At 64.0% G+C, this 24953-nt stretch carries 19 protein-coding genes; 8 read left to right on the plus strand and 11 right to left on the minus strand.

Annotation, left to right across the window (positions count from 1 at the left end):
- Positions 1-30: 30 nt before the first annotated feature.
- The 3 genes from OK015_RS18845 to OK015_RS18855 all read right to left on the minus strand — a co-directional run bounded on the left by OK015_RS18845 (position 31) and on the right by OK015_RS18855 (position 5536).
- A complete protein-coding gene (locus OK015_RS18845) occupies positions 31-360 on the minus strand; it encodes an STAS domain-containing protein (protein WP_268125343.1) in 330 nt (109 codons plus the stop codon).
- The gene (locus tag OK015_RS18850) at positions 360-4493 is read right to left on the minus strand and encodes a SpoIIE family protein phosphatase (protein ID WP_268125345.1); all 4134 of its coding nucleotides are present in this window, start codon (positions 4491-4493) and stop codon (positions 360-362) included. The genes OK015_RS18845 and OK015_RS18850 overlap by 1 nt, the downstream gene beginning before the upstream one ends.
- Positions 4494-4678: 185 nt before the next feature.
- The gene (locus tag OK015_RS18855) at positions 4679-5536 is read right to left on the minus strand and encodes a lytic transglycosylase domain-containing protein (protein ID WP_268132892.1); all 858 of its coding nucleotides are present in this window, start codon (positions 5534-5536) and stop codon (positions 4679-4681) included.
- A gap of 306 nt (positions 5537-5842) precedes the next feature.
- On the opposite strand from OK015_RS18855, the gene OK015_RS18860 reads away from it, so the two are divergent.
- The 3 genes from OK015_RS18860 to OK015_RS18870 all read left to right on the plus strand — a co-directional run bounded on the left by OK015_RS18860 (position 5843) and on the right by OK015_RS18870 (position 9061).
- Positions 5843-6772, plus strand: a complete 930-nt coding sequence (locus tag OK015_RS18860; protein ID WP_268132894.1) for a LacI family DNA-binding transcriptional regulator — start codon at positions 5843-5845, stop codon at positions 6770-6772.
- A gap of 189 nt (positions 6773-6961) precedes the next feature.
- Entirely contained in the window at positions 6962-8368 is a 1407-nt protein-coding gene (locus OK015_RS18865) for an aldehyde dehydrogenase family protein (protein ID WP_268125347.1), read from the plus strand.
- Positions 8369-8857: 489 nt separating this feature from the next.
- On the plus strand, positions 8858-9061 hold the full coding sequence (locus OK015_RS18870) for a helix-turn-helix domain-containing protein (protein WP_268125349.1): 204 nt from the start codon (positions 8858-8860) through the stop codon (positions 9059-9061).
- A gap of 102 nt (positions 9062-9163) precedes the next feature.
- Here OK015_RS18870 and OK015_RS18875 read toward each other — a convergent pair whose 3' ends face one another.
- Positions 9164-10333, minus strand: coding sequence for a MaoC family dehydratase (locus OK015_RS18875; protein WP_268125350.1), 1170 nt, complete (start codon positions 10331-10333; stop codon positions 9164-9166).
- Positions 10334-10441: 108 nt separating this feature from the next.
- On the opposite strand from OK015_RS18875, the gene OK015_RS18880 reads away from it, so the two are divergent.
- The 4 genes from OK015_RS18880 (at position 10442) to OK015_RS18895 (ending at position 14489) form a co-directional block, all read left to right on the plus strand.
- Positions 10442-11134 (plus strand): TetR/AcrR family transcriptional regulator, encoded by a 693-nt coding sequence (locus OK015_RS18880; RefSeq protein ID WP_442791131.1) that lies wholly within the window; start codon positions 10442-10444, stop codon positions 11132-11134.
- A gap of 59 nt (positions 11135-11193) precedes the next feature.
- On the plus strand, positions 11194-12345 hold the full coding sequence (locus OK015_RS18885; protein WP_268125352.1) for an acetyl-CoA C-acetyltransferase: 1152 nt from the start codon (positions 11194-11196) through the stop codon (positions 12343-12345).
- A 3-nt stretch (positions 12346-12348) separates the two neighbouring features.
- On the plus strand, positions 12349-13497 hold the full coding sequence (locus OK015_RS18890) for an acyl-CoA dehydrogenase family protein (protein ID WP_268125354.1): 1149 nt from the start codon (positions 12349-12351) through the stop codon (positions 13495-13497).
- A gap of 338 nt (positions 13498-13835) precedes the next feature.
- A complete protein-coding gene (locus OK015_RS18895) occupies positions 13836-14489 on the plus strand; it encodes a TetR/AcrR family transcriptional regulator (protein ID WP_268125356.1) in 654 nt (217 codons plus the stop codon).
- 65 nt (positions 14490-14554) lie between these two features.
- On the opposite strand, the gene OK015_RS18900 is transcribed toward OK015_RS18895, so the two are convergent.
- The 3 genes from OK015_RS18900 to OK015_RS18910 are packed head-to-tail and all read right to left on the minus strand — an operon-like array spanning position 14555 to position 18261.
- Positions 14555-15865 carry a phytoene desaturase family protein gene (locus OK015_RS18900; RefSeq protein WP_268125358.1) on the minus strand — a complete coding sequence of 437 codons (1311 nt, stop codon included), beginning with the start codon at positions 15863-15865 and terminating at the stop codon, positions 14555-14557.
- A gap of 14 nt (positions 15866-15879) precedes the next feature.
- Positions 15880-17037 carry an acyl-CoA dehydrogenase family protein gene (locus OK015_RS18905; RefSeq protein ID WP_268125359.1) on the minus strand — a complete coding sequence of 386 codons (1158 nt, stop codon included), beginning with the start codon at positions 17035-17037 and terminating at the stop codon, positions 15880-15882.
- A gap of 3 nt (positions 17038-17040) precedes the next feature.
- Entirely contained in the window at positions 17041-18261 is a 1221-nt protein-coding gene (locus OK015_RS18910; protein WP_268125361.1) for an enoyl-CoA hydratase-related protein, read from the minus strand.
- Positions 18262-18454: 193 nt separating this feature from the next.
- Here OK015_RS18910 and OK015_RS18915 point away from each other — a divergent pair, with 193 nt between their 5' ends.
- The gene (locus OK015_RS18915; RefSeq protein WP_268125363.1) at positions 18455-19213 is read left to right on the plus strand and encodes a hypothetical protein; all 759 of its coding nucleotides are present in this window, start codon (positions 18455-18457) and stop codon (positions 19211-19213) included.
- Here OK015_RS18915 and OK015_RS18920 read toward each other — a convergent pair.
- The 4 genes from OK015_RS18920 to OK015_RS18935 all read right to left on the minus strand — a co-directional run bounded on the left by OK015_RS18920 (position 19199) and on the right by OK015_RS18935 (position 24952).
- Entirely contained in the window at positions 19199-20080 is an 882-nt protein-coding gene (locus OK015_RS18920; RefSeq protein ID WP_268125365.1) for a spirocyclase AveC family protein, read from the minus strand. The genes OK015_RS18915 and OK015_RS18920 overlap by 15 nt on opposite strands.
- 208 nt (positions 20081-20288) lie before the next feature.
- Positions 20289-21326, minus strand: coding sequence for an LLM class flavin-dependent oxidoreductase (locus OK015_RS18925; RefSeq protein ID WP_268125367.1), 1038 nt, complete (start codon positions 21324-21326; stop codon positions 20289-20291).
- 81 nt (positions 21327-21407) lie between these two features.
- Positions 21408-22613, minus strand: a complete 1206-nt coding sequence (locus OK015_RS18930; protein ID WP_268125369.1) for an alpha/beta hydrolase — start codon at positions 22611-22613, stop codon at positions 21408-21410.
- Positions 22610-24952: an acyl-CoA dehydrogenase gene (locus OK015_RS18935; protein ID WP_268125371.1), complete on the minus strand. Its 2343-nt coding sequence runs from the start codon at positions 24950-24952 to the stop codon at positions 22610-22612. Before OK015_RS18935 ends, OK015_RS18930 begins: the two co-directional genes overlap by 4 nt.
- Position 24953 lies beyond the last annotated feature (1 nt).

The following is a 24953-nucleotide window of genomic DNA, read 5'->3' on the forward strand; positions in this document are numbered from 1 at the left end:
AAGAGCGGAAGCGTTTATCCAACAACGCCTTTAGTGGCCGGAATCCCCGGCCGGGGCAGCTTCGAGGGTCGCAATCTTATCGAGGCCGGTGATCGTGAGGACCCGAACGAGCAAGCGGTGGACGATGATGTGCAAACCGTCCACTTTGTCGGCATGGTCGAAAAGCGCGTTGATTCCCGCGCTGTCCAAGTACCTGACCGTGCTGAGATCGATGGTCATGGGCCTTCGGGTCCCCGCGCTCGCCTTATTGAGTGCCTGAATGAGCTGGGCGACATTGCTGAGATCGATCTCCCCCGTCGCGGTCACCCGCGGCGTCCCGTCAGGGCCGTGGTCGGTGTTCAGCGTTAGCTCTGCGACCATTAGGCGATCCTCGCGTACAAGTTAACTGTGGTTCCGAATTCAGTGGAGTGAATCGTGAGGTCCTCCACCAGTCCTCGCATGAGGATGATGCCGCGGCCCCGATTGGCGCCGGGCACCGTGCGCGGTGGCTTCCAGCTGCCGCTGTCGATGACGGTCACCTGAAGAGCATCGACGACGGCGATCGCACGCAATGACACTTTGCCCTTGGGTTGATCGCGGTAACCGTGTTCGATTGCGTTGGCGACGGCTTCACCGGTGGCGGTGAGCACGTCTTGAATCTGAGCGGGCTCGAGTCCCGCCTGAGTCAGCCAGCCGCGCAACGCAGCTCGGCTCGGGGCGAGGTGGTCGACATCAGCGACGAACTTCATCGCCAGCGGGGCTGGTTGCCGGTACAGCAGCATGGCCACATCGTCCAAATAGCCGCCGGCAGGCTCGAGCCGGACCATGAGATCGTCTGCCACCTCATCAAGCGACTGCGAACGGCCGCCCTGAATCAGATCTGTAGCACTGGCGATGCCGTCATCGATCGAACGACCGCGGCGTTCGACCAGGCCATCGGTGTAGAGCAGCAGCGTCGTCCGCGCCGGCATCGTCACCCGGATCTCGGGTCGAGGCCAGTCCGGTCGAAGACCCAGCGGGAGCCCATGTTCGCCATCCAGCTGTTCGGTAGTTCCGTTGGCATGCACCATGATCGGCGGTGGGTGGCCGGCATTGGAGTAGACCAGCTCTCCAGTGTCGGGGGTGAGCACCGCGCAGAACGCGGTGGTGCAGCGGGCGCCGGGCAGACGGGCGGCGAAACGATCCAGTCCAGCGAGGACGTCGCTGGGACCGGGCTGGTCGAGCAACAGCGCACGGCACGCGCTGCGGAGCTGACCCATCACCGTCGCGGCAGCCAGGCCGTGGCCGACGCAGTCGCCGACTATCAACGCCACGCGCCCGTCGTCGAGGTCGACGACGTCGTACCAATCACCGCCGACCTGCAGGGGGTGGGTGGCGGGGTGATACCGGACCGCAAAGCCGCCCGGCAGGGTCGTCGGGCCGAGCATCGCGTGCTGCAGCGCCAGGGCGGTTTCCCGTTGCTCGTCCAACTGGTAGACACGGTGCAGGCCTTGGCTGAGCCGTCCGCCCAAGACCTTCAGCAGATTGTGATCCTCCGGCGTGAACGGGCGTTGCTCCGGCAACTCGAGCCACACCACGAGCACTCCTTGGGGATGCTGCAGCGATATGCCCGTTGTGCCAGCCTCTCCGGTGACCGTGGTGAGCAGGTCGGAATCGCGGAGCGACTCGATCAACTGCCGGTGGTGTGACGGCAGTTCGGCCCAGTTACAGGGCTCGCCGGCACAAATCAGCGCCGGCGCGGCCTCGTTGGGGGCATCGCGGGTGAAAGTCGCGGCCAGCACGCGGCGAGCGCTCCAGATCTGACGCAGCTCCGCGGTCGCCCCCTGCATTGCATCATCAAGCGTATCTGCTTGTGCCAGTTGCTGATTCAGGGCAGCGAGGGCGAGCTGGCTCTGCACGGTGGAGTGCTCGGTAGTGACGTCGCGAATGGTACCGACTATGACTCGCCGGCCGGTGTCCGGGTCTTCGGCGTGGTTGAAGCTGGCCGCTACCCACAGCCGGTGCCCGTCCCGGTGGACAACTGGAGCGGTGAAAGCGCCGCGCGACTGGTTCATCAGTTGGGCGAACGCCGCCTCGACTTGCCGATGGGCTTCGGGGTCGGTCTGCTTCGGCCACCAAGGGTGCGCGGCTTCGTACGGCAACTGTTCGGGACCGTAGCCAAGGATCTCGGTGAACGCGGTGTTGATCTCAATGACGGCGCCCTGTTCGTCGCAGACAAAAAACCCTTCCTGCAGCGAATCCACCAGTGCGGTGCGCCACCGGGCATGGTGGCCGCGCAACCGTGCCAGCTCGACGTTGGCGCGCACCCGGGCAAGGAGCTCGGCGGCGGCGAACGGCTTGACGAGGTAATCATCCGCGCCGGCCAGCAAGCCTTCGATGGAGGCTTCCTGTCCCGCGCGCGCCGAGAGCAGCAGGACAGGTAGCGCGGCGGTGCGCGCGTCGCTGCGCAGCACCGCGAGCAGTTGCAGGCCGTCCAATCTGGGCATCATGACGTCGCTGATGACGAGGTCGGGAACCTCGACACGGATGGCTTCCAGGGCCTGCTGCCCATCGGTGACGCCGCGTACCTCGTAACCGGCAGTGTGCAGCAGGTCGGTCAGGTACTCGCGCATGTCGGCGTTGTCATCGGCAACCAACACGCGCGTTGGTTCGCCGTCGCTCCCGACGGGTGCGCGCGCGGTCATCATCGCCGTCGTGCTCGTATCGGACCGTGTGACGCCGGTGTCGCTGGGCAGCCAGCGCTGGGCTTCCTGCAGGTACGGTTCGGCGATCACGCCGGCTCTCGGGAGCGCTCCAGGTGGTGCAGCGATTTCATCGGTCGGCAGATGGGCCGCGCCCAACGGCAGACGGATGACGAAGCTGGTGCCCGCACCCTCCCGGCTGTCGACAATGATGGCCCCAGCGTGCAAACCGACAAGCTCTTTGACCAGAGCAAGGCCGATTCCGCTGCCCTCCGTGGAGCGTGCCCATGCGTTTTCGATGCGGTGGAAACGCTCGAACAGCCGGGGCATTTCCGCGGCAGGTATTCCACCCCCGGTGTCGGTGACGGTGACGATGGCGTCGGTGTCGTCACGGCTCACGCCGACCGTGATAGAGCCTTCGAAGGTGAACTTCAACGCGTTGGAAAGGAGGTTGAGGATCACCTTCTCCCACATCTCGTGATCCACGTAAACCGGTTCGTCGAGCGGCGGGCAGTCCACCGTGAACGTCAGGCCGGCCCGCTCAATCGCCGAGCGGAAAACGCTGGCCAGGTCCGCGGTGAAGGTTGGCAAGTCGACGGGCTCGAATCGGGCCCGCATTCGCCCCGCCTCGATGCGAGAAAAGTCCAGGAGCGTATTGACGAGCTTCGCCAGCCGTAAACCGTTGCGGTGCACGAGCTCCAGCTCGTGGCGTGCCTGCTCATCGAGGCCGGTCGCCCGGTGTCGCAACTCGTCGACCGGGCCGAGGATCAGGGTAAGCGGAGTGCGGAATTCGTGGCTGACATTGGAGAAGAACGCCGTCTTAGCCCGATCGAGTTCGGCCAGCTCCTCGGCACGCTGCTGCTGGGCCTGATAGCTGCGCGCGCTGCCCACGCCCGCGGCGATGTAGCCGGCCACGAGCTCCACGAAGCCGCGGTAGCCGTCGTCGAGCTGGCGGTATCGGTTCAGCCCGGCCACCAGGAATCCGACCGGTGCCCCGCCTTGCTGTAACAGCGGCACCACGAGGGCCTGAGCGGGCGGCTCCGGCCAGGCACCGGTGGGCGGCTGCAACGACTCGCTATCAAGTTGGATCAGTTCGGTTGCGCCGTTCGCGAGCCGCTCGACCGGCCACGCGGAAAGGTCGCCGGCAGGGAGTATTTGCGGTGCCGCCGGGTGCCCGGGCACGATTCCACTCACGCCGGCCAATTGCGCCTCGCCCTGGTCGCCGAACAAATAGGTCGTCGTGAAGGGAAGGTCGTACGGGTTGTTCGCGAGTTGCCGGGCGGCGTAGTCCAACAGCTGCCGCTCGGTGCGCACGACGCTCGGATCAGACCCCAGGTCACGCAGGGTTGCCATACGACGCTGGGCGATCACCCAATCGGTGTCTTCCCTGACGACGCAGAGCATGCCGACGACTTGTGCTTCCTCGTCACGCAACGCGCTGTAGGAGAAGGTGTGATACGACTCCTCCGGGTATCCCGACCGCTCCAGGATGAGCATCAAGGCCTCGTCCCAGGTCGGTTCTCCCGTCGACAAGACGCTGTCGATTCGCGGACCGATGTCGTCCCAGATCTCCGCCCACACCTCGCGAGCGGGACGGCCGAGCGCCCAGGGGTACTTGTCGCCCAGGGTGTCGCGGCGATAGGCGGCGTTGCAGAAAAATGTCAGCTCCGGGCCCCATGCCATCCACATCGAAAACTGGGATGACAGCAGGATGTTCACGGCCGTTCGGAGGCTTTGCGGCCATCCGTCCACCGGCCCGAGCGGCGTGGATTCCCAATCGACGGCGGCTAGATTGCGACCGATCTCCTGGTCTGCCCGGAAAACCACAGCCATCCCTTCCAATAGTGATCAGGCCCAGGGGCGATCTCCCACCGCTGCCCGTAGCGGTCCCGTTAAGACAACCATTCCCTGCGCTTGCGTCGCCAGCTTTTCGCTGGAAGAGGACTAGACGTAACGTTCTCGCGGGCGGGCGGCTTCGGTAAACCGCCTATCCGGTTTGCAAAATAAGGCCGCTATCGCTACTGCGCGTGGGTAGCCAGATACTCGTCGACAGGGATCGGCGATGTCGCGCTGTAGCCAACGGGGAGCAACACATCGCCGGCGATCGTGTTGTAGTAGACGTCCCACCGGTAGTAACCGGCGAACGCAGCGGGATCACTCGCAATCACTGCGGCGTATTGGTCTACCGCCTGGACATATTGGTGCGCATGGTTGTACCCGTAGAGGGCGCGATCACGGTCGTCGGCAAAGCCATTCGCGGCGAGGTAACGGCCGGCCGCCATGATGCTGTCGCGGGGCGAGTTGATATCGCCGCCCTGGCCGTAGGTGGCGAACGTCGACGGCAAGAACTGCATCGGGCCTTGCGCACCGGCGGTGCTCACCCCGACGATGCTGCCGAACTGCGTCTCGACGAAATTGATCGCGGCCAGGTAGTTCCAGCCGACGCCGGACTCCGACTCCGCTGCGCGATAGTCACTCATCAGCTCATCGAACGAAACTGGCGCGTCGATATGCCACGCGGGCACCGTCGCCTTCACCTGCGCCATCGCGGTCAGTTGCCGGCGAGCGTCCACATTGCGGTCGTAGACATCGAGTAACGACGGCGGGACTCGCGGTCGCGTGATCGCGTCCCATTCCGCATGGCGCCCGATGGCCCGATAGGCCGCTTGCTCGCGGTGCGCCGCCGCGTCCAACGCCGCCCCCGGCGTCGACGGGTCTCGCAGCGCGAGCTCATCGGCGACAAGGTCGTCGGCCAGCTGCGCCGGGTCCGACGCCAGCCTGGGTTGTATGCCTAGGGGCGTGCTCGGCGCCTCGGCGACCATCCTCGTTGACGCGGGCGACGCCGTCGACTCCGCGCAGCCGACGACGGCGAACATGATCATGCCGAGGGCAAGCGGCGCGACGCGCACATGCTCGAGGTTCACTGCGTCCACCGCCATCGATTGCGTGAAGTCCTGCCGCTGCTTGGCCCGCACCGAGTCTTTCGTATCGAACCGCGTGACTTCAATGGGTCGGCAAGGCCCGCGTGATTCCGGGGCACTTACACGCGGCGCTTTCGGCAGCCGGCATATGCGCCTCGACGCGAAGTAATCTAAGTCGGATCTCGTCGTCGCACGGGATGGCTGCGCCGGGAGGTCGATCTGAGCGTGAAAGGTAGGCCGACCAAGGCCGACGTCGCGCGAATGGCGAACGTCTCGACCGCGACGGTCAGTTACGTACTCAACAACTCCGCCGGACGCACCATTTCGGCGCAGACGCGCGCCGCCGTCCGCCACGCTGCGGCCGAATTGGGCTACCGCCCCAACCTTGCTGCTCGCAATCTAGCCCGCGGGAAGAGCGGAGTGGTCTTGTACATCGTGCCGCAACTCGCCGGCGGTGAAATGCCCATGCACGTCGGCACTCACATGACCACCGAGTTGACCCGCCGCGGGATCATGCAAGTTCAGCTCTTCGAGACCGAGCACGACGACGCCGTCGCCGACGCCATCAACCACCTCCAGCCGATCGCAGTGACGAGCTTGTTTCCCTTGGGCCGCAAGGGTTCTGACGCTGTCAAGGACGCGGCTATCCCCTACATCTGCGTCCACACGCTGCCGGGGCTCGGCGATCCGCAGTATTCCGTCGGACAGATGCGCGTCGACCATCTCGTCGCACGGGGTCATCGCCGTTTGGCTTTCGCGTACTCAGGCGATCGTCGGTGGCGTGCACTTGGCGATTACTGGATCGACGGCGTCCGCCGCGCCGCACACCAACACGGGCTGCCCGATATCGTCGTCAAGGCTTTGCCGCCAGACGACAGCGCCACGGTGGTCGGTGAATTGCACGCGGCGGGCGTCACCGCGGTCTGCGCGCAGAGCGACGAGACGGCCTTCGTGGTGCTCGACGGCATGCGACGCGCCGGCCTGCGTTGCCCTGACGATCTCGCGGTGATCGGCGTGGACGCCACGGCCCTGTCCCCCTTCAGCATCCCCGCACTGACGACGGTGGCGTTCGACTTCACGGCGATCGCCGAAGTCGCACTGTCAGCAGTTTTGACCGAACTTGGCTTTCTCGACGAATCGCGCCCGGACGCCCGCGACATCGCGACGCTGGTCGTCCGACAGTCCACCTGAACCGCGCGCCGCGGACGTACTAGACACCCATTAGTTACGCGCGTAACCTCTGTCGGGCGACCACCTCGACTCGCGAGCGAAGGGCTACCCGGCCAGTTCTTTCCGCCGCCCGCACCGCGCAGGGTCTCCAACAACTGAAGGCAACGCGCTTCTCCGCGTCGGAGCGGCTCGTCGAAAGGATGAAGAACATTGACTGACGCCATCGCGGTCTTCAACCCCTCTAACGAAGAGCTGATCCTGGAGGTGCCAGATTCCGACCAGGCGGCCGTCGATGCGGCGGTGGCCCGCGCACGTGAGACCTTCGAGTCGGGCGTGTGGCGCAAGGCGCCAGCGTCGCACCGCGCCGACGTGCTCTTCCGCGCCGCGCGCATCATCGAGGAGCGCACCGACGAGCTCGCTGCACTCGAGGGCCAAGACAATGGCATGAACCTGACGGCCGCCCGTCACATCATCCCGGTGTCGGTGGCCATGCTGAAGTACTACGCCGGCTGGGTCGGCAAGATCCACGGCGAGTCGGCAAATCTCGTGTCCGACGGCTTGCTCGGCAGCTGGGAGACCTACCACACCTTCACCCAACTCGAACCGGTTGGTGTCGTCGGCCTGATCATCCCTTGGAACGGACCCTTCTTCGTCGCGATGCTCAAGGTCGCGCCCGCTCTCGCGGCGGGCTGCAGCGCCGTCCTGAAACCCGCCGAGGAGACGCCGCTCACCGCCCTCAAGCTGGAGGAAATCTTCCGCGAGGCGGGTCTGCCGGACGGTGTCCTGAACGTCATCACCGGCTACGGCGAGACGACGGGCGCGGCGCTCACCGCGCACCCGGACGTCGACAAGATCTCGTTCACCGGATCGACGGAGGTCGGGCGGCTGATCGTCAAGGCCGCCGCCGGCAACCTCAAGCGCCTGACCCTCGAGCTCGGCGGCAAGTCGCCGCTGATCATGTTCGACGACGCCAACCTCGACAAGGCGATCATCGGGGCCGGCATGGGTCTGCTCGCCGGATCGGGACAGAACTGTTCGTGCACCTCGCGCATCTACGTCCAGCGGGGCATCTACGACCAGGTCGTGGAAAGCCTGGCCGGCTTCGCCCAAATGCTGCCGATGGGCGGCAGCGATGATCCCGACTCCGTACTCGGGCCGCTGATCAGCGACAAGCAACGCAAACGCGTCGAAGGCATCGTGAACGACGGCGTGGCCGGGGGCGCGCAGGTGATCACCGGCGGCAAGCCGATGGACCGCAAGGGCTACTTCTACGAGGCCACGATCGTCACCAACACCACGCCCGACATGCGGCTCATCAAAGAAGAGATCTTCGGGCCGGTCGGCTGTGTGATCCCGTTCGACGATGAGGACGAGGTGCTCGCCGCCGCGAACGACACGCACTACGGACTCGCCGGCTCCATCTGGACCGAGAACCTTAGCCGTGCCCATCGCGTTGTGAATGAGCTTCGCGCAGGCCAGGTTTGGGTAAACTCCTCGCTCGCGGCGGACCCGTCGATGCCGATCAGTGGCCACAAACAGTCGGGTTGGGGCGGCGAACGTGGCCGCAAGGGCATCGAGGCCTACTTCAACACCAAGGCGGTCTACATCGGTCTCTGAAGGCCTCTGAAGGTCTCTGATCGGGTCGCCCTGAGAAATGCGTCGTGCCGTCTGCTGCGGCGCCGGGCAGTGCGAGCGCCATTTGCGTGACCCGCTTAAGGCATTGCCCATACCACCGTGGACGGCAAGTCGACCGCGCTGGCCTAATTGTTCGGCGGCGCAATCCCAATAGTGAACGCAGCACCTGTCGGTCACACGCGAATTGCATTCACCCCAAAGGGCGTCGGCCTCGAAAAAGTGCCGGCCCTAGCGGTCGGAGCAGAACTTATCTATATAAATTCGAAAACTCGCAATCTCGCCACGGCGAGCGCAACACCTACTCGAGGAAGCCATACTCGTGGTGAGCTCCGAACGCCGAGGACCACTCGACCACGAAGCAGTAGGCCTGCGATGGGGCACTACCACCCAAATGGACCACGGAGAGTCGGCCGGCCGGCGGCCGTTACCGCAGCCGATACCCGCGCACGCATCGTCGACAATGCCTGCCACGTGTTCAGCGAAGTCGGGTACGAAGGCGCCATATTCTCGACTATCGCCGATCGCGCGAATTTGACCCGCCCCCCGCTCAATTACCACTTCAAAAACAAGCGCGAACTCTACCGGGCCGTCGTCGACCATACCGACGCCCTCGTCGTAGCCGTCGGGATCCAAAGAGGCGGCGACGCTGTTGGGACAGCTGATGGCATTCATTGATGTTGCCGCACAGGTCGACGCCGAAGACCGTTCCGCAGCCGCATTTCTGGTGACATCGCTGCCCTGTCACTGCGCCGGCCCGCGGCCATCGCATCCCGTCGCTTAGAAGTGCAGCGCACTGAACCGCCAGTCCAGTACTTGCCGGTCGGGCTCGTCTGCAGAGTCGCCGGTCGCGTAGACCAGCGACCTCAGCCTGAGCACGCCCCCTGTGTCGGTCGCAACGGCGGAGTCGATATGCAGCTCACTATGGAGCGTATCGCCCTCATGCACGGGACCAGTGTGATCACAGGATTCCCAACCCAGGATCATCGCAAGATTGGGCAACAGCCTACTGGCCTGGGCGAGCGCTAGCCCTATGGTATGGCCGCCGTATACCAGCCGGCGTCCGCCGACCCGCGAATCATGATGTGCTGCAGCAATGTTTAAGGTGAGCCTGGCCAGTTCGGGCGCATTGCTGACGATGTCGCCGCTGCTGCGCAGCACCGTACCGGCCATGCCACCGTGGAAATAGGGTCCGGGCACCCTGTTGCGGAAGACCTTTCCATCCCATTGCGCTGTTGGATCCACCACGGGCGACGGCGCGTCGGATCCGACGACGGAGAGATCATCGCCGGAACGATCGCCGGGGCGCCAATCGGGACTTGCGGGGAGCATGGCGCAGCGGCAGAAGTCCAGCACCAGTCGGTCGGCCTGGTCGATCGTGGTCATCCGCAGTGCAGCCATTCCGGTCGGTGCACGCCCGGATTTCACCGAGTTAGCACGCAGCCCAACGACTTCGGTGCGGGTGTAAAGGGTGTCGCCGATGGCCGGGAATCGATGAAAGGTGAGCCCACGGTAGAACAGGTTGGCTTTGACACGCTGCGTTGCCAGCGTCGACTGTCCGATCGCCACATCACAGACCAGCGCCGGATGCGCGAGCGGCCCGAGAACGCCAGTCACTGCCATGCATAATTCGCGGTCGAGAGCCAGTTTCAACCGATCTCCCACGATCGCTTGATGAGCAGCGGCCAGACCGGACGACAACGTCATCGCAGGCGCCGAGTCGAATACCTGCCCTATCGACAGGTCGTCAAAGTAAGGGCCGCCCCGATGTTGTCCCGCATACCCGGCACAGCTGTCATTGATCGTCACAACGCCACATGCTGGCAGGCTATCCACCTCCGGGTCAACGCGGGTCCGCTGCGATGTCTGCGTCGGAACAACTTGCTGCGCAACGCATCTTCGATCACTCCTTATTTGGGTGATCCGATCGCACGGGCGGCCTTGCGCCATCAATTGGCGCCAGGCATTGAACGACGAATTAGGCCACGGCGGAGTGCCATTCCACGACACGATTAACGCGGCTGATCCTAGATTCAAATCCGCGTCTACGATGTGACAGTGCCTAGAAAATCTGCTGCGGCTTCTACTCGGGGAACGGCAACTGACGCCGATTCCAAATCCGCCCGCACCCGTGCCCGCATCCTCGATGCGGCGGCGCACGTCCTGAGCGCGAAGGGTTTTGCCGGTACCAGGCTCTCAGATGTAGCCGACTATGCCGAGATTCAGGCACCGGCGATCTACTATTACTTCGGCTCGCGCGAAGAACTCATCGAAGAGGTGATGTACTGCGGCGTCGCAGAACTACGCCGGCACGTGCTAGATGCCCTCAACGAGTTGCCACCGGAAACCTCGCCGCTGGATCGGATCATGACCGCCGTCGAGGCCCACTTGCGCCATGAGCTCGAGATTTCCGACTATGCCACCGCTTCGATCCGCAATTCCGGGCAGATCCCCCAGCATCTCCGCGCTCGACAGCTCAAAGAAGAAGCGAGCTATGGGCGGGTATGGCGCCGGTTGTTTGATAATGCCCAAGCCGACGGGCAGATCCGGGCCGATCTCGACCTCCGTTATGCGCAGCTGCTAGTCCTCGGAGCTCTCAACTGGGCAGCCGAATGGCGCGATCCCCAACGCGACTCCGTCGACGGCATCGTCGCTACCGCCCAATCTTTAGTACGCCACGGAGTGAGCCCGCAGGGGCAGTCACGGGGACGCGGTACCGGGAAGGCGCGCACCACAACCAGCAGACGCTGAGACGATCGCCACTTTGACGCGAGTGGCCCACCTTTTTGATTCTATGTTAAATTATGTAGGTGACTGAAGCGTTCATTGTCGATGCGGTTCGTACAGCGGTGGGTAAGCGCGGAGGGGGATTTGCCGACGAGCACCCCGCAGATATGGCTGCCCACGTCATCCGAACTGTCGTTGAGCGACACGACCTGGATCCCGAAGCCGTAGACGACGTCATCCTCGGCTGCTTGGACAACATCGGTTCCCAAGCCGGAGACATTGCGCGCACGGCCGCCCTGGCCGCCGGCCTGCCCGAATCGGTACCCGGGGTGACGGTGGATCGCCAGTGCGGATCGGCACAACAGGCGGTGCATTTCGCAGCGCAGGCCGTCATGAGCGGCACCGCGGATCTGGTCGTCGCGGGTGGGGTGCAAAAAATGAGTCAGTACCCCATCTTGAGCGCGTTCACCGCAGGTGAGCCGTTCGGCGCGGTCGATCCCTGGTCCGGATGTCGCGGCTGGGAAGCCCGGTATGGAACCCAGGAAATCTCGCAGTTCCGCGGCGCAGAGATGATCGCCAGCCAGTGGAAACTCACCCGCGAGGACAACGAACAGTTTGCTTTGACGAGCCATCAACGGGCCGCCGCGGCGACCGCGGAAGGCCGGTTCGCCCGCGAGATCACGGAATATGCCGGCGTCGTCCACGACGAGGGGCCACGCCCGGACACCTCCTTGGAGAAAATGGCCAAGTTGCCGCTCCTGACCGAGGGTGGGGTATTGAGCGCGGCGGTAGCCAGCCAAATCTCCGACGGCGCCGCCGCACTGCTGATCGCGTCCCAGGAGACCGTCGATCGGTTCGGACTGACGCCGCGCGCGCGGATTCACCACATGTCGGCGCTCGGCTCCGATCCCGTGATGATGCTGACGGCCCCGATCCCCGCCACCCGCCACGCGCTCAAGCGAACTGGGTTGTCGATTGACGACATCGACCTGGTCGAAATCAACGAGGCGTTTGCTCCGGTAGTCCTGGCCTGGCTAGCGGAGCTCGAGGCCGACCCCGAGCGGGTCAACGTCAACGGAGGGGCGATCGCCCTGGGGCATCCCATCGGTTGCACGGGTGCCCGCCTGATGACCTCACTACTGCACGAACTGGAGCGCACCGGGGGCCGCTACGGGTTGCAGACGATGTGCGAAGGCGGGGGCCAAGCCAACGTTACGATCATCGAGAGGATCTAACCGGTGCGCCGCACTCTGTATGGCCCCGACCACGAGGCGTACCGAGAGACTGTCCGAGAATTCTTGACTCGGGAAGTTGTTCCCCACCATCACGATTGGGATCGGGATCACCAGATCGACCGTGCCGTGTTCGCCAGCGCCGCCAAGGCGGGTGTCTACGCACTGGAGATTGACGAACGCTACGGCGGCGCCGGAGAACGCGACTACCGCTACCGCATGGTGGTCTGCGAGGAAATCGCAAAGGTCAATGCGCTGTCGTTCGGACTGACCGTCAGTCTGCAGGACGACCTGGTGCTGCACTACCTTCTCGACCTCACGAACGAAGACCAGAAGCAACGATGGCTGCCCGGCTTCGCGTCCGGGGAGCTGATCGGCGCCCTTGCCATGACGGAGCCGGGTGCCGGCAGTGATCTCAGAGGGATTCGCACTACCGCACGCCGCGACGGCGATAATTGGATCCTCAACGGCCAGAAGACCTTTATCTCCAGCGGCATCATGGCCGACCTCGTCGTCGTGGCGGCAAGGACCAACGAAGCGGGCGGCTCTCGCGGTTTCAGCTTGTTCGTGGTCGAACGCGACACACCTGGGTTCAGGCGCGGACGTCAGCTGGACAAGATTGGACTACCCGCACAAGACACCGCCGAATTGTTCTTCGATGACGCGCGGGTTCCCGCCGACAACCTGCTGGGCGAAGAAGGCCGCGGGCTACAGTATTTGATGAGCCACCTTCCTCGCGAGCGGCTCGGCGTCGTTGCGCAAGCCATCGGGACCACGCGAGCGATCTTCGAACAGACGGTTGAGTACTGTCGGCAGCGCAACGCATTCGGCCAGCCGCTCACTGCGCTGCAGCACATCCGTTTTGAGCTCGCGGACATGGCCACTGAACTCGACATCACCGAGGCATACGTCGACAAATCAGTTGAGGCCTTCAACGCCGGCGAGCTCACCCCCGTCGACGCCGCGAAGGGCAAATGGTATGTCAGCGAGCTGCAACGCCGGGTCATCGACCGCTGCTTACAACTGCATGGGGGCTACGGTTACATGGTCGAGTACCCCGTCGCGCGGGCATATCTCGACACCCGGGCTCAGACGATCTACGGCGGCACCACCGAAATCATGAAGGAACTCATCGGCCGCGAGCTGGCCGGATAGCAAACGCATTTATCAGCGACACCGCTAACGCGTGCTACGTAATTTAATGTATATTAAACTGGTGAGTTGGATGCCTGACGGTCGCCAAAGCGTGAGCGTGCCCGCAGCATCTCGGCCGCCATCACGAACTTGCCGTGGCGGGGTGAAATCATCCCCCGCCACGGCAGCACCCACGCAATACGCGAAGAGATCGTTTAATTCAGCGTAGAAATTGAGGCCGAAGCCCTCCTAATCCACCGTCCACACTGCGCTAAAAGTCGGAAAGCACGATCAAATTTTACATAAAAATTGTGGCGGCACGCCGCGGCAGGGCGACGATAACTGGCTAAAATTGGTCAATGACCAGGCCGACTGACGTAGCCGCTGTAACGAGTCCGGCGTCCGCCAACAGCGTTGAGTCCAAATCAGCGCTGACCAGACGGCGGATCTTGGACGCGGCCGCCCATGTCTTGAGCGCCAAAGGGTACGCCGGATTGCGTCTTAACGACGTCGCGGCTCAGGCAGATCTGCAGGCACCGGCGATCTATTACTACTACCCCTCCCGGGATGACCTCATCGAAGAGGTGATGTGGGCCGGCATCGCCGACATGCGAGAACACGTCATCGCGATGCTCGACGACTTGCCCGGCGGCGCCTCCGCTCTCGATCGTCTGCTCGCCGCGGTCGAGGCACACCTGCGACACGAACTCGAGATATCGGACTACACGACCGCGGCCATCCGCAACGCCGGCCAAGTACCGCAGGCGATCCGGAAGCGTCAACTCCTCGAAGAACAGCGGTACGGCGAAGTGTGGCGACGCCTGATCAACGACATGGCACGCTCGGGTGCGCTGCGGGCCGACCTCGACTTATACCTGGCGCAGATGCTCGTCTTGGGTGCCCTGAATTGGGCGGTCGAATGGTGGGACCCCCGGCGCGGTTCGCTGGACACCGTGGTCGCCAACGCACAGTCATTCGTCCGGCACGCACTTGCCGAGACATCGGTCGGCTGATCGAGAAGTACTCCGCCGAGCGATCGTCGTAAGCCGTTCTCGCTCAAACAATTCCGTCACTCCGGTCAACGGATGCCAAGCGGGTATGCCGCAATGATCTTGTCAGTCACCAGCTGAGCCGTCTCCGCGCACGCCGTGGTGCCCCCATTGGCGTACTCCTTGACGCCGTCACCGACGTTCCAGAGGCCGGCAAACGGGGTGTCATGCGGTAGATCGAAACCCGCCACCGCACGCTGCGGAGGCCAATCGTCACGGGTGACGGCAACGTTTAATATCCGCGCACGCTCATCGAAGCCGGCGATGTTGTCACGCAAATCCTCGAGCAGAAGCTCGGTTTCGGCCGACTCGTCGAAGTCACCGATGGACGGCTTGGGCACCGAAGTCCCAACGTAGAGATGCCATCCGGGCGGTGCCATCTCGGGACAGCGATCGGTGAAATTCGCAATGTAGGCGAGCCGCCGTGAGGCGGCGAAGCTGAGCATTCCCGGAACCTCGACCAGGCGATCGCGACTGGCGAAGTTGACCGAGATCATTGCCGTCGGGCGATCCCCCTTCTTGACCAAGTCCCGATACTCGGATGAAACGTTCTCCTGACCCAGAAGTTCGACCGTCGCGGCGGGCCCCACGTCGCTTACCACGACCGGTGCAGCGACGCTGACCTGTTCGCCACCGCGCGCAACCTCAACACCGGTCACCCGGCCGCGCTCCACCACGATCCGGGTCGCGGACGTCGACAGCCAGACTTCGCCGCCACGCGACTGCACGACGTCGGCCAGACCGCGCCACAACCCAATCGTGCCTTCGGGATGAAAACCAAATCGCTTGAACGCGCTTTTGCGGGTGAAGTAGGTGAGGAACACTCGCGCCGGAAGATCCTCGGAGCCCACTGCGAAAATCGAAGCGCACATGTTCCGGAAAATCCCGTGTACGCGTTCGTTTTTGGTGTAACGCGACACCCACTCGGAGGTGCTGATCTGGTCCTCAGGTAGGCCGGCGTCACTGCGGGCGGCGCCGATCCCGGCAACCAGTTTGGCGCCCTGCCGGGTGAGTTTGCTCAGCAGCATGCCCCACCCACCGCCCGTGACGTCGACGTTTTTGCCGCCGATCCGGTACAGCAGTGCGGGTTTGGGTTCGCGGATGTCGAACGGTGCGCCGACCTCGTCGCAGATCTGCTGGGTGATGCCGCCCACCTCGATCACGATGGCACCGGTGTTGACCTTGAACCCGTCGATGTCGTCGGTGGATGCGCGGCCACCGACCTTGTCGAGGCGTTCGACCACCAGGGTGCGATAACCATGGTGGGCAAGACGAGCCGCGGTGAACAGACCACCTGCGCCGGCGCCGATCACGACCACATCGAATTGTGTTGAGCCCATGTCGGTTTCCCTTCCTAGTAAGAGCGCGGCAAGCCCAGCGACGCATGGGCCACGAAATTGAGCACCATCTCGCGACTAACCGGTGCGGTGCGCATCAACCGGGCGACGAACCACAATTCGGACAGCCCGTATTCATGGGACAACCCATTGCCCCCGTGGGTCTGAATCGCCTGGTCGAGTGCTTTCAAGGCGGCCTCGGAGGCGGCGAATTTGGCGATGTTCGCGGCCTCTCCCGCGGGCTCACCGGCATCGAAAAGTTCCGCGCTGCGCAGCGTTGCCATCCGGCCCAATTCGACCGCGATATGGCACTCGGCCAGCGGATGGGCGATGCCTTGATGGGCCCCGATCGGCGTCGACCAGACGCTGCGCTGCTGCGCGTAATCCACTGCCTTGCTGATCGCATACCGACCAATCCCGCTCGACAGCGCTCCGACCAAGATCCGTTCCGGATTCAGGCCGTCGAAAACCTGTCGAAGGCCGTTGCCGACCACACCGATCAGCGCGTCCTCGCCAACTGAGACGTCGTCCAGGTAGACGGTGAACTGTTTGTCCGGTGACACGATCGATGTGGCAATGGGTGTAATCGTCAGCCCAGGACTGTCTGTCGGAACCGCGAACAACGACAGTCGGCTCTGCTGTGCGGTGGAATGATCCGCGTCTCGGGCCACCAGGAGTATCGCGTCGGATTGGTCCACCGCGGAGATGTAGTACTTCGATCCCGAGATCGTCCAGCCGGTGCCAGTGCGTTTCGCGGTGGTCTTAATGTTGTGGCTATTGGATCCAGCGTCGGGTTCGGTCAGGCCGAACGCCATTTTTCTGGTCCCGTCCGCAATCCCCGGTAACCACCGCTGCTTCATTTCATCCGACGCATGACACGCCAGGATGCTGCCGCAGATCGCAGGCGAAATCACCCAGATCAGCAGCGGCATCCCTTGTGCAGCAAGTTCTTCCACGACGACGACGGCATCTGCCATCCCGCCGCCGCCGCCGCCGTAATCCTCGGGCAAGTGCAGACCGACCAGCCCGGCGGCGCCGAGGTCGTTCCACAACTCCTCGATCCCCCCGCCCGTGCGTGCTCGTTCCAGAAAATACGCGGGACCGTACCGGCTGGCGATCCCCGCGACACTACTGCGAATCGCCTCGTGCTCAGGCGAATCACTGATCAGTCCCATCTCCTACCCTCCCGTGAAGCGGGGCGTGCGTTTGGCTCGAAAGGCCGAAAGTGCTTCTGCGGCATCAGCAGTGTTCGCGGCGGCGCTGAGCGCGTCGGTCTCAGATTTCAGTTGCGTTGCCACGTCGCTGTGCCACGAATCGCGCAACAGTGCCCGCATTTTGGCAAAAGCTCGAGTGGGGCCCTGCGCCAACTCGGTAGCCAGCGTCAGAGCCCGTGCCCGCAGCTCGTCAGCCGGCACGACCTCGTTGATCAACCCCCACTCGAGGGCCTCGTCCGCCTCGATGGGTGTATTCCGCAGGTAGGCCTGCGCAGCGCGGCGCGCGCCGATCAGGCGCGGCAGGTGCCAGGTGCCACCCCCATCTCCGGTAAGGCCAAGGGCGGCAAACGCTGTCAGGAACCTGGTGCCCTCGGCCGCGACGGCCAGATCGGCAGCGTAGACGTAGCCCAGCCCGCCGCCGGCAACGGCGCCATGGGCTGCGGTGACGATAGGCGCGTCGATTCGGCTGAGCACACGGAAGGCTTCATGGAACGGTGTGGTCATCTCATGAAGCAGGTCACCATATGCCGTCGACGGATCTGCGGGAAATGACTTGATATCGCCGCCAACCGATAACGACGGCCCGTCACCGCAGATCAGAACCGCGCGAACGGAGCGATCGTCGGCGACTCGGCGCGCCACGACGAGCGTTTCGACCGCCATGCGCAAGTCGATTGCGTTGTGGCTCTTAGGCCGGTTCAAACAAATGGTCGCCACGCCATCGGTGACGTCGTAATCGATCGTTTGCAGCGACGCTTGTTCATCGAGCGCGTCGACCCACAGCGCACTATCGGTCAGCTGATCCAGCGACGTCATCCGCCCGTCGTCGGCAAAACTGATCACGTGATGAAAGGGGGCGTCGAGCTTCTTGCCAGACCGCCGCGCCTCGCCACGATAACGGCCGGCCACCAACAGACGGCCGTCATCGAGGGCGTGAAATGTATCGGGATAGGCCGCCACGTCGTAGTGCCGACCCAGTTCCCACCAGAACTGCCGGCGCATCGCCTCGGGACCGACGTGCTCGCCCCCAACCCCCAGCGGCAGCCCTGCGGTGGCGCGACCGATGAAGTCCGGATGCAGTAGCTGCCCCAGCATTTCCCGGTCGCCCGCGGCCAGCGCGCGATACAGGCTGCGAACGGCAGCGACATTGGCCTCGTCCGGCCGCGACGGCGCGTCAGGCGCCATGGCTTCCATTTCCCTTCGGATGAGCGACAACCGCTAGTTATTTAACATTCATTAGACAGGCATATAGCCAGCTAAACAGCTATCCGTTCGCACCCTAGCAGAGTTTTCTAGTACGTGTTAAATTAATCTCACGAGGCCGGCCGGCAAGCAAATCCAGTCGACGAGGCTTTCGATCCGACACTCGGGAGGCACGATGACAACGACAGCGCGACACATCGCGGTTGGCAATGCCCACACGACGAGTGCCGATTACACGACTCTTCGCCTCGGCCTATGGTCTGTCTGCATCTACGCGGGCCTAGGCCTGCTCGGCTTCGCGGTGTTCGCCGGTTTCTGGCCGCCTCCGGGACAGAACCTGGACGCTTCGGCTGTATCCAGCTACTTCCAAAATCGCCACACCGGCATTCAGGTGGGGATGGTGCTGATGGTCGTTGGCGCACCCTGCTACTACACGTGGAGTGCGGCCATCTCCAAGCTGATCAGCCGGATGGAAGGGCCGATGGGGATCCTATCGACGACGGAACTTCTCGGTGGCTTGATGACGGGTCTCGTTACCGCTGTGCCGGCAGTTGTGTGGCAGGCGGCGGCATTTCGAGCTGAAACACGTTCGCCCGAGACCGTGCAGACGTTATACGACTTCGGATGGCTGTTCTTCGACCTGACTTTTATGTTCTCTCTGCTGCAGAGCGTGGCACTGGGTTTCGCCATACTGCTGGACCGTCGCGCACGTCCGCTTTTTCCGCGGTGGGTCGGCTACCTGTGCTTCCTGACCGCGGCACTTTACGTTCCGCTGAGTCTGGTGCCCTTTGTCCGGACTGGTCCGTTCGCCTGGCATGGCCTGCTGAACTTTTGGGCAGTGTTCGTGATGTTCTTCGTCCTCATCGTTGCGGTGACACCGTACGCCTTTCGCGCAGTGCGCTGCATTGAAGACGAAGACCTATCGGCCCGGTAGCAGGTACGTCGGCAGATGCGCCTTAGACTCCCCGATGATTCCAAGCCAGTTGAAGGGCAAGTGGTAGATTAATACCGTTGCAGCACAGCAGAATCCGATCGCAGCTAAGGTGCGCACCGTCGGCTGCAGCGCTGGGCGCCACCGCTCGAATCCGCGCTCGACGGGTGACAACCCGTCCGCGGAGGTGACAGCCTGCAGCCGCATCCAGGTGTACAGCAGTCCCAGCGAGGCGACGAGGAATGACTCGTACAACGGGAACTGGAATTGGCTGCCCGCCCACAATGTCAGCGGCCCGTAGGTTTGGGCGTAGGCGTAGCCATGGGTCAACCGGATCGCCAAGTTCTCCACCACAAAGTCGAAGACGAATTCACCGACGAACACGATCGCCAGCAGCGTCACGTTGGAAAGCTGGGGCCAGCGTGATCGCAGCGCAAAATAGGCCGGGCAGCCCACGATAGCCACGCCCGCGCAGAAGTACACGTACATCGGCGGTCCCCACAGCAACGACTCCGCGTAGCGGGACGAGGCCGCTGGATTATGAAACGGCAGATAGGCCGTCCAGACGCCCATATTGACGTTGTGGGCATTCCACGCGAACAAGTACGTGTAGCAGTTCAAGAAGGCGTCAGCGACGAACGCCGCCACCCCGCCAAGGACGAACTTGCCGTCGAGGCTCAACGCGCCGGTGCGGCGCCAGGGCGTCACTACGTAGGCCCAAATCAGGTACACCAGCAGCGCCATGCTAAGTCCCTCGAAGATGCGCAATGACACCAGATTCCACAGTGGCATCCGGTCCGCACCAATCAGTGGCGCCGGGCTGAACTCACTGGAAGCCATCCATCGCACCAGCGCCTGTGCGGCAATCACCAGCCATACGAGAGCGATTGCGGCCCATACTGTGACCCCGCCCGAGCGGGGCGTGTCCGCGGTGGCCGTAGCCCTCCGCGGGTCGCCTCGGCGGAGCGTCGATCCGGACACCACAACAATCACCTACCTTGAGTTTGAATCAAGATTAAACAACGTGTTACGCGGTGGCAATGGCGTCGGGCGTTGGCCGCCTGGCGTCCAACGCGGATTAGTTCAATTGCGGTAGAACGTCTGAGCCAATGAGTTCGACCATGTCGCGGTATTCGTCGGCCGGCTGGCCACCCATGTCGATGTAGATCAGATTGGTGTCACTGGTCAGCACCTCCGACCAGGTATTGAGCCGTTCGGCCACCTCCGCCGCGCTGCCGACGATCGCGGGTCCGCGGGTGGTGAGAAACTCGAAGTCGAACGGCTTGGTGACGAACGCCGGCGGGTCGGGGTTGACCCGGGGAATCACGGTACTCATCAACTCGAAGTAGGCCCGGTAGCGCGGTTCCCACCGCTCGCGCGCCGCCTGGCTCGTCTTGGCGACGTTGACGTGCCAGCAGGCGCCGACGCGCGGCTCGCGCGGATGGCCGTAGGACGCGAACTTCTCTCGGTAGCTCTCGACCACCGGCTTGAACATCTGCGGGTTACCGAAGGCCGAGGGCAACATCAAATCGAGGCCCAGGCGCGCGGCCAGGTCCGTCGACGATTCCGAGGCCCCGCCGCCAATCCACAGCGACATCGCGCCAACCGGCGCGGGCTGCAGCACGAACTCGCTGATCGCGGCGCGGTGGCGCGATCCCGCCCAGCTCACCTCCTTGCCGGCCCACAGTTGAGTGAGCAATTCGACGTTCTCCTTGAATAATTCGTGGGAGTCCTCCAAACGCTGCCCAAAGAGCGTGTAGGTGGATACGAAGAAATTGCCACGACCCACGACGACTTCGCAGCGCCCACCCGAGAGTGCGTCGACGGTCGCGTAGTCCTCGGCGACTCGAATCGGGTCCAAGTTCGCCGCCAGCGTCACCGCGGTCGACAGCCGCAGACGCGACGTGCGTTCTCCGATCGCGGCGAGGACCACGGGCGGCGCCGACGTCGTGTACTCCAACCCGTGATGTTCGCCAATGTGAACACCCTCGAAGCCCGCTTCGTCGGCGACCCCGGCCGCCTCGACGATGGCCCGGTGCCGTTCGGCGGCCGTGGCGGTAAGCCCGGTGACCGGATCGGCCACCACGTCCCCCAGGGTCATCAGACTCAGCTTCATGTCGGCTCCTTACTGTGCCGGATATCAATCTTTGTTGGGTTATCGAATGGTGCGGGGCCCGATCTTCCTGGCGTCGGGGGGTCAATTCACGTCGAAGCGGTGGCGGCGCAGCCAGTCATGCACGTGGTCGGCAGCCCCCGACAAATGTGAGCGCTGATCGTCGCCGGTGAAGTAGTGGTTTGCTTCCGGCAGGTCCACCCGTTCTTTGTCCTGGTGACCGATCGCTTCGAACACCTGCGCCTGATGGCTGGTAGGCACCGCGTCATCGCAACCGTTGACAACCATGAGCACCGGCACCGAAACCCTCGGCGCGGCGTCGCCCGCATCCACTTGGGCGGTGTCCAGCCCCCACTGCGACAACCAACTACGCGCGGTGGTGAATCGCATCAGCGCGCCGGGGCTGGTGTTGGCCACCTCGGGGTCGCCCAGATAACTCCACCGCGGCCGGCGGCCATTGGGTTCGATCGCTGGATCCAGCCACCGCGGATCGGCCATCGTCCCGTGGACCACGAACGAGTACTCAGCATGTGGCTTGCCGGCGTCGCGGAAGTCCTGCAGCTTCTGCTGCGCCAAGGCGGTGATCCGGCGATTGCGTTCGCGCTGTCGGTCGCGGTAAGCGGCGAGGAAGTCGGCCGAATACGGTGGCTGATTGGGGTTCGCGGGATCGTACAGGTCGAACTCGGCATCGCGGTTGCGCTCCGGCTGCAGTTCGTCGGTGATCGAGGCGTCCAGAAACTCAGTCAGCAGCCGGTGCCGGCTGCGCGGAGCCGCCAACAACATCACCGCGTCGGCCGGCTGGAGTGCGGTCTCCGCGAGCGACGACGGTTCCCCGGCCGCGGTCTGAGTAATCGTGGGCTTCTCGGCCTCCGCCTGGTAACCCATCATCGGCGATCCCCCGCCGCTCCAACCCGCCAGCACGACCCGCTGATAACCCAGCCGTTCACGCGCATCTCGCACGCAGGCACCAAGGTCGACCAAGTGGTTTTCCATTTGCAGCGCGGAATCGCCAACCGAATACCGGTTGGCGTAGCCGATCACATGTAGTCCAGTGCGCGCCAGTTCGGAGAACAGCGGCAGGTACGCCGGCGAACCGATCGGATGAGACGCAACGATCACCGTATCGGAATCACGGTCGCCGCGAAGCAACTGCGCGTAGCGAACCACATGATCCTCGACGGTGCCGTAAACATCCTTGCGGACCGTATGTTCTTGGGAAACAACTAGATACGGCGTACGACGGTATTTGATACGTGCGACACTCGCCGGGGTATCGGTCGGTGGGTTCATGACCGACGCACCTGGCGCCAAGGGATGTCCCGGTCAACCCGTGGCTCACCCGGCAACCCGAGCACTCGTTCACCAAGGATGTTGCGCATCACTTCCGACGTACCTCCTTCGATCGAATTGGCCAGCGCCCGCAGATACGACTTGCGCACGTCGGCTCCGCCGTAGGCGGCCGACGACGTCGGCGCATGCTCGTCGTAACCATCGATGAGCAACCCGGCCAGGCCCGACATGTCCACGCACAGCTCGTAGATCGCCTTGTTCAACTCCGCCATCTGCAGCTTCGCGATCGAACCTTCCGGCCCCGGCCCTCGGCCGACCTGCGCGGCGCGAATGTTGGTCAGCCGTGCCGCCTCGGCCTGCGTCCACAGCAGCATCAGCCGCTCGGTCGCCACCGCATCGGCCCGCCCGGCACTTGCTGCCTCGCAATAGATTTCCACGGCACGGCCGATCGGGCCCTCCCCTCGCTGCGCCGGCCGGGCCCCAATCGAAATCCGCTCGTTGGCAAGCGTGGTCATGGCCACGCCCCAGCCCTGCCCTACCTCGCCCAACACGTCGGCCACCGGTATCCGCACCTCGGTCAGATAGACCTCATTGAATTCGGCCTCGCCGGTGAGCTGGCGCAATGGACGCACCTCGACGCCGGAGCTCTGCATGTCAAGCAGGAAGTAGGTCAGACCCTTGTGCTTGGGCACCTCCGGGTCGGTGCGCGCCAGCAACAAGCCGAATCGGGCGACATGCGCCAGCGACGTCCAGATCTTCTGACCGTTGACGACGAACTCGTCCCCGTCCCGAACGGCGCGGGTGGCCAGAGCGGCCAAGTCCGAACCGGCTCCCGGTTCAGAGAAGAGCTGGCACCAGATGTCCTGGCCCGAGAAGCACGACCGTAGGTAGCGCCGTTTTTGCTCGCTACTGCCGTGGGCATGGATCGTCGGCATGGCCATTCCAAGACCGATCACGTTGCTCGCCATATGATCCCGACATCCGGCGATAGCAAACCTGCGCTCGACGAGCGCCTGCAATGAAGCGTCCAGACCACGTCCGCCGTATCCCTCAGCGAAATTTACGACGGCCAACCCGGTGTCGAATCGCGCCTCCCGCAGGGCGCGGTCAGCCGCCGTATCGTCGGCCAGGCCGACGGGATGACTACGCAGGAACTCCTCGATCTCCTGTGCGATCGGCTCCCCGGCGGCAGGCTGGTCGTCGGCGGCGCGCACCGGGGTGAACTGCAGCGGTCTTGCCGTGGCCACCACTTCGGCCAACCGCGCCCGATGTGCGCTCGCCGAACCGAAAAGCAGCGCAGAGCTTTTCGCCCGCTTGAGATACAGGTGCGCGGGATGCTCCCAGGTGAACCCGATGCCGCCGTGGATCTGAATGTTGTGCGCTGACAACCTGGTGTATGCATCCGAGCACACGGCACGCGCCAGGCTCGCGGCCAAGGCCAGGTTGTCGGGGTCGTGCACCGCGGTCCACAGGCCGTGATACACCACCGATCGGGCCGATTCGACGTCGACGAGCATATCCGCGCAACGGTGCTTGATAGGCCCGAAAGATCCAATGGGCCTGCCGAATTGGTATCTCGTGCGCGCGTGATCCACCGCCATGTCCAGCACGCGGGCGGCCCCGCCGAGTTGCTCGGCGGCCAGGTATAGCGCGGCGAGGTCGACGGTGCGTCGCAACGCATAGCCGGCGCCGCCTTCACGACCCACCAGACGCGCCGAACAGGCGTCGAAATCTATCTTCGCAAGCCTGCGCGTGGAATCCATCGCGACCAGGGGTGTGCAGGCTAGCCCGGCCGCGTCGCCGTCAACCGCAAGCAGGCAGGCCCCTGCCGAGCCGCGGGCGGCAACCAGCAGCAGGTCGGCGACGGAGCCGTCGACGACGACGTCCGCGGCGCCCGAAACGGTCCAGCAACCGTCTTCGCCGCGGGCGGTGAGCGCGCTGGCCGCCGGGGAGAGCCCCGACCAGGCCAGCGTGGCGATGGTGTTTCCGGCGACGATGCCGGGTAGGTACCGTGCCGCGGCATCCTCATCACCAAGTTCGACGAGCGCGGTCACGACCAAGCCCACGGTCGACAGGAATGGACCGCAAAACAACGCTGCCCCCATCTCTTCGAACACCACACCAAGCTCAATCGCGCTGGCCCCGCCGCCACCGAACCGCTCAGGCGCCACCACGCCTAGCAGACCCAGCTCCTCGGCGGATTGCCGCCACACCGTCGGGTCGTAGCCGTATTCGCTCTCCATCTGCGCCCGCACCGCGGTCTCGTCGGAGCGCTTGGCGAGGAATTCGCGCACAACAGCCCGCAATTGCTCGGCATCTTCAGCCGGTACGAAGTTCACG

Origin of the sequence: Mycobacterium sp. Aquia_216 (assembly GCF_026723865.1) — a bacterium.
Taxonomy (GTDB): Bacteria; Actinomycetota; Actinomycetes; order Mycobacteriales; family Mycobacteriaceae; genus Mycobacterium.